5 protein-coding genes are annotated in these 4037 nt (G+C 74.4%); 3 read left to right on the top strand and 2 right to left on the bottom strand.

What is annotated here, in order from left to right:
* Window positions 1–62: 62 nt before the first annotated feature.
* Entirely contained in the window at window positions 63–230 is a 168-nt protein-coding gene (locus AOK24_RS49045; protein WP_159052224.1) for a hypothetical protein, read from the bottom strand.
* 147 nt (window positions 231–377) lie between these two features.
* Here AOK24_RS49045 and AOK24_RS43620 point away from each other — a divergent pair, with 147 nt between their 5' ends.
* The 3 genes from AOK24_RS43620 (at window position 378) to AOK24_RS43610 (ending at window position 3364) form a co-directional block, all read left to right on the top strand.
* A complete protein-coding gene (locus AOK24_RS43620; protein ID WP_055725364.1) occupies window positions 378–1673 on the top strand; it encodes an aminotransferase class I/II-fold pyridoxal phosphate-dependent enzyme in 1296 nt (431 codons plus the stop codon).
* An 18-nt stretch (window positions 1674–1691) separates the two neighbouring features.
* Window positions 1692–2549 carry a dihydrodipicolinate synthase family protein gene (locus AOK24_RS43615; protein WP_055725363.1) on the top strand — a complete coding sequence of 286 codons (858 nt, stop codon included), beginning with the start codon at window positions 1692–1694 and terminating at the stop codon, window positions 2547–2549.
* Between the two features lie 125 nt (window positions 2550–2674).
* Window positions 2675–3364 (top strand): B3/B4 domain-containing protein, encoded by a 690-nt coding sequence (locus tag AOK24_RS43610; RefSeq protein WP_055725362.1) that lies wholly within the window; start codon window positions 2675–2677, stop codon window positions 3362–3364.
* A 13-nt stretch (window positions 3365–3377) separates the two neighbouring features.
* Here AOK24_RS43610 and AOK24_RS43605 read toward each other — a convergent pair whose 3' ends face one another.
* Window positions 3378–3953, bottom strand: coding sequence for a helix-turn-helix domain-containing protein (locus AOK24_RS43605; protein ID WP_055725365.1), 576 nt, complete (start codon window positions 3951–3953; stop codon window positions 3378–3380).
* Window positions 3954–4037: the final 84 nt, after the last annotated feature.

The following is a 4037-nucleotide window of genomic DNA, read 5'->3' as shown; positions in this document are numbered from 1 at the left end:
CTTCCGGGGGGTGAGGTGGGGGGAGACGGCTCGCCCCGAGCGGAGGGCGGCCGGTGGAGGGGTCAGTGGGCCAGTGCGGTGACCGTTTCGGCCGCCCCCTCGATCAGGCCACCGTACAGGTCCGGCCTGATCACGGCCAGAACCGCGAATCCCGCCGCGAGGCACAGGACGAGGCCCTCCCAGCGGCCTGCCCACGAGCGGTGCTTGGTCTGTTCTTCGTGTCGTTCCATGCGATCAGCTTCTCCGCCGGGCGGCCGGGCTGCCATCCGGCAGAAGTCTGTTCCTCACCCGCCGATCGGCGGGGGTGGGTCCGCCGTAAGGAGGACTCGCGTTTGGCATAGGACAAAGCTGTTAGGGTCGGCGGCGGAGGTGATCGTGTGCCCATCACGGGGACGACGGCGGCGGAGATCGCCATCAGCGTGCGCGACCAGGTCGCGTCCGGGGCGCTCCCGCCGGGGACACCGCTGCCGCCGGTGCGGGTGCTCGGCGCGGAACTGGGCGTCAACCGCAACACGGTGGCGCTCGCCTACCGGCGGCTCGTCGAGGCGGGGGTCGCCACGACCCGGGGGCGGGGCGGCACCGCCGTCGCCGCCGTGCCGCTGCTCGCGCGGGAGGGCGCCGGCGTCGGCGGCGCGGCCGTCGACCTGGCCAGCGGGAACCCGGACCCGGAACTGCTGCCGGACATCATGGCGGCGGCGCGCAGAGGGCAGCACCTGTACGGGGCGCCCGCGGTCGACCCGCAGCTCGCGGCCTGGGCGGACGCCGACTTCGGCGAGGACGTCGACCAGCCGTTCAGGACGCTGGTCACGCACGGCGCGGTCGACGCGACCGAGCGCCTCCTCAACGCGCACCTCACGCGCGGCGATCTCGTCGCGGTCGAGGACCCCTGCTTCCTCGCGAGCATCGGCACGCTCCAGCTGAACGGCTACCGCAGCGCGCCCGTCCCGGTCGACGCGGCCGGGATGCTCCCCGACGCCCTGCGGGCCGCCCTCGACAGCGGCGCCCGCGCGGTGGTGAGCACGCCCCGCGCGCACAACCCGACCGGCGCGAGCCTGACCGCGGACCGGGCTGCCGAGCTGCGCGCCGTCCTCGCCGGCCACCCTCAGGTGCTGGTCGTCGAGGACGACCACTTCTCGGCGGTGTCGGCGCGCCCGTATCTGCGCATCACCCCGCCGGGTACGGCGCGTTGGGCGCTCGTGCGGTCCGTGTCCAAGTTCCTCGGGCCCGATCTGCGCCTCGCGCTGGTCGCGGCCGACCCCGAGAGCGCGGCGCGGCTGGAGGCGCGGCTCAGCGCGGGGATGACATGGGTGAGCCGGCTGCTCCAGCACACGGTCCACGAACTGCTCACCGACCCCGCTGTCCACGACCTCCACGAGCGGGCCCGCGAGAGCTACGCCCACCGCGCCGCCCTCCTCGTACGGCATCTGCGCGGGCACGGCATCGACGTCCCGCCCGGGAGCGACGGCCTCAACGTGTGGATCGGACTCGGCGTGGACGACCGGTCGGTGGCCGACGCCCTCGCGCGGCGGGGCTGGGCCGTGCGCCCCGGTCACCTCTTCCGCCACGACACCTCCCGGCGCGGCGCGATCCGCGTCACCACCGCCACGCTCACCGAACCGCAGGCCACGGCGTTCAGCGCCGAACTGGCCGCCGTGGTCGCCGAGTCGACCTGACCTTCCGAGGAGTCCGCCATGTTCCACGGCCTCAGCGCCTTCCCGCTCACCCCGCTCGACGAGGACGGCGTCGACACCGCCGCGTACGCCGCGCTGGTCGCCCGGCTCGCCGACGCCGGGGTCGACTCCATCGGCGCGCTCGGCTCGACGGGGAGCTACGCCTACCTCACGCGCGAACAGCGCGCCCACGCCGCGAAGATCGCCGTCGACGCCGCGGACGGCGTCCCCGTGATGGTCGGCATCGGCGCCCTGCGCACCGCCCACGTCCTCGCGCTGGCCGAGGACGCGCAGAACGCCGGCGCCTCGGCGGTGCTGCTCGCGCCGATGACGTACCAGCCCCTCACCGACGACGAGGTGTTCGGGCTGTACGAGGACGTCACGCGCGAACTGTCCGTGCCGCTGTGCGTGTACGACAACCCGGCGACCACCCGCGTCCGGTTCGGTGACGAACTCCACGGGCGCATCGGGCAGTTGCCGAACGTCGGGTCGGTGAAGATCCCCGGCGAGGGGGCCGAGGAGCGGATCGGGGTGCTGCGGGGGCTGCTGCCCGCGTCGGTGACGGTCGGGGTGAGCGGGGACTGGACGGCCGCCCGGGGGCTCAACTCCGGCGCGGACGTGTGGTATTCGGTGCTCGGCGGGCTGTTCCCGCGTACGGCGCTGGAGATCGCGCGGGACCCGGCGGGCGAGCTGTCGGGGCGACTGGAGCCGCTGTGGGCGCTGTTCCGGCGGCACGGAAGCCTGCGGGTGGTGTCGGCCGCCGCGTCTCACCTCGGGCTCGTGCGGGAGCGCAACCTTCCTCGTCCGCTGCGGGAGTTGGGCCCGGCGGACCGGCGCGAGGTCGTCGCCGTGCTGGACTCGCTCGGGCTCGACGGCTGACGTACCGGCGGTGGAACGGGCGGGCCCGCGTCGCGGATTGACTCGCACCGGTCGTTTTACTGTACAGTTCAGTCGTTCCACTGACCTTCGAGGCTGGCCCCACCCCACCGGATCGGACCCCGCGCATGACTGCCCTCCACCTCAGCCCCGCCGTCGCCGAGGCGTTCCCCGGCACGCTCGTCGCCGTCGTCACCGCCTCCGGTCTGCGCGGTCACGAGGGCTGGCCCGACACCGTCGCCGCCCTCGCGGAGCTGGAGCAGCAGCTCGCGGACGGGACGTGGGCGCCGGCCGACGAGACCGACCCCCGCATCGAGGCGTGGCACACGGCGTACCGCTCCTTCGGGACGAACCCGCGCCGCGTCCGCCCCAGCGTGGACGCGCTCGGGCGACGGATGGCGAAGAAGGGTTCGCTGCCCCGGATCAACCCGGCGGTGGACTCGTACAACGTGGTGTCGGTACGGCACGGGCTGCCGGCCGGCGCCTTCGATCTCGACCGGGTCACCGGCGACATCGAGATCCGGTACGCGCAGGGCACCGAGACGTTCACGCCCCTCGGGGAGCCGGACGTCGTCGAGACGCCCCGGGCCGGCGAGGTGATCTACGCCGACACCACGGACGTCCTGACCCGGCACTGGAACCACCGGGACGCCCACCGCACGCGGGTCACGGCGGACTCGGCGCGGGTGGCGTTCGTCCTGGAGACGCTGCACGCCGACCGGGACGGGCATCTGGTGAAGCTGGCGGCGGACGAGCTCCAGGGCCTGCTGGCGCCGCACGCCGAACGGACGGCCGTGGAGTTTCTCGGCGTCGGCTGAGGCCGCCGAGGCGTCAGGCCGGTCCGGGCGGCAGGTGCACCGTCATGATCAGCCGGCACGTCCGCGTCCCCGCCCCCCGGTACGCGTGCGGGACATCCCCGTCGAAGGTGGCCGTCCGCCCCTCCCCCAGCGCATGCTCCGTGCCGTCCACCACCAGCGTCATCCGCCCCGTCAGCACACTGACCGTCTCCACGACCCCCGCCTGGTGCGGGTTGCTGGCGTACTCCTCCCCCGGCTCCAGCCGCCACCGCCACACCTCGACCGGCGCGGGCCCGGCCGTCGTCAGCATGAGCCGCGCCTCACCGCCCCGCTCCCCCTCCCACAGCGGGCGGACGTCCTCGGCGGCGACGATCCGCACGCGCCCTTCCGTGGGCCCCTGCATCAGCGCGGACACGGAGATGCCCAGCGTGTCGGCGAGCCGGACGAGGGTCGCCAGGTTCGGGTTCCCCTGCGCCTTCTCCAGCGCCACGAGCGCCCCCTTGCTGACCTGCGCGCGCCGGCTCAACTCGTCCAGGGACAGCCCGGCCCGCGTACGGGCGGCCCTCACATTCCCCGCCACGGCCCGCAACGCCGCGCCCGCCTCGGCCATCAGGTCCACATCCCCACGGTCGTTCCATGACGCGATCCGGTCGTTCGACCCAATCCTAGGCGACTCCCCCAGCCGCCCCCGGGC

Origin of the sequence: Streptomyces niveiscabiei, assembly GCF_001419795.1 — a bacterium.
GTDB classification, from domain to species: domain Bacteria; phylum Actinomycetota; class Actinomycetes; order Streptomycetales; family Streptomycetaceae; genus Streptomyces; species Streptomyces niveiscabiei.
Note: the sequence above shows the minus strand (reverse complement) of the source record. Positions and strands in the feature narration are given on the sequence as shown.